This is a genomic window from Pseudoalteromonas sp. GW168-MNA-CIBAN-0100 (assembly GCF_040309225.1).
GTDB classification, from domain to species: Bacteria; Pseudomonadota; Gammaproteobacteria; order Enterobacterales; family Alteromonadaceae; genus Pseudoalteromonas; species Pseudoalteromonas arctica.
Genome location: NZ_JBEOOL010000292.1, coordinates 1 through 335, shown reverse-complemented (window position 1 = coordinate 335; position 335 = coordinate 1). Strand labels below are relative to the sequence as shown.

The following is a 335-nucleotide window of genomic DNA, read 5'->3' as shown; positions in this document are numbered from 1 at the left end:
GGCTAAAGCGCTGCGTATTGTGGCACTAGCTCCGCACATAGTAGAAAACCTGTATGCAATAGGCGCGGGAGATAATATTGTTGGCACAGTTGATTACGCCGACTACCCAGCAGCGGCAAAAAGTATTACTCGTATTGGCGGTTACTATGGTATTTCAATCGAAAAGCTTTTAGTCCTTAAGCCAGATATAGTGATTGCGTGGAAAAGTGGTAATCAAAGCGATGATTTAGCACAAATAGAGCGCTTAGGTATTAAGCTTTATTTAACTGATCCAACTACAGTTACAGGCATTGCCGATGAGTTGCTTATGCTAGGCAAACTTACCGGTAACATTA

1 protein-coding gene is annotated in these 335 nt (G+C 42.4%); it reads left to right on the top strand.

Annotated elements, in window-relative coordinates; all coding sequences use genetic code 11:
* Nucleotides 1-335 (top strand): helical backbone metal receptor (locus AAEY62_RS21170; RefSeq protein WP_350636312.1); only part of this gene is annotated, 335 nt, incomplete at both ends.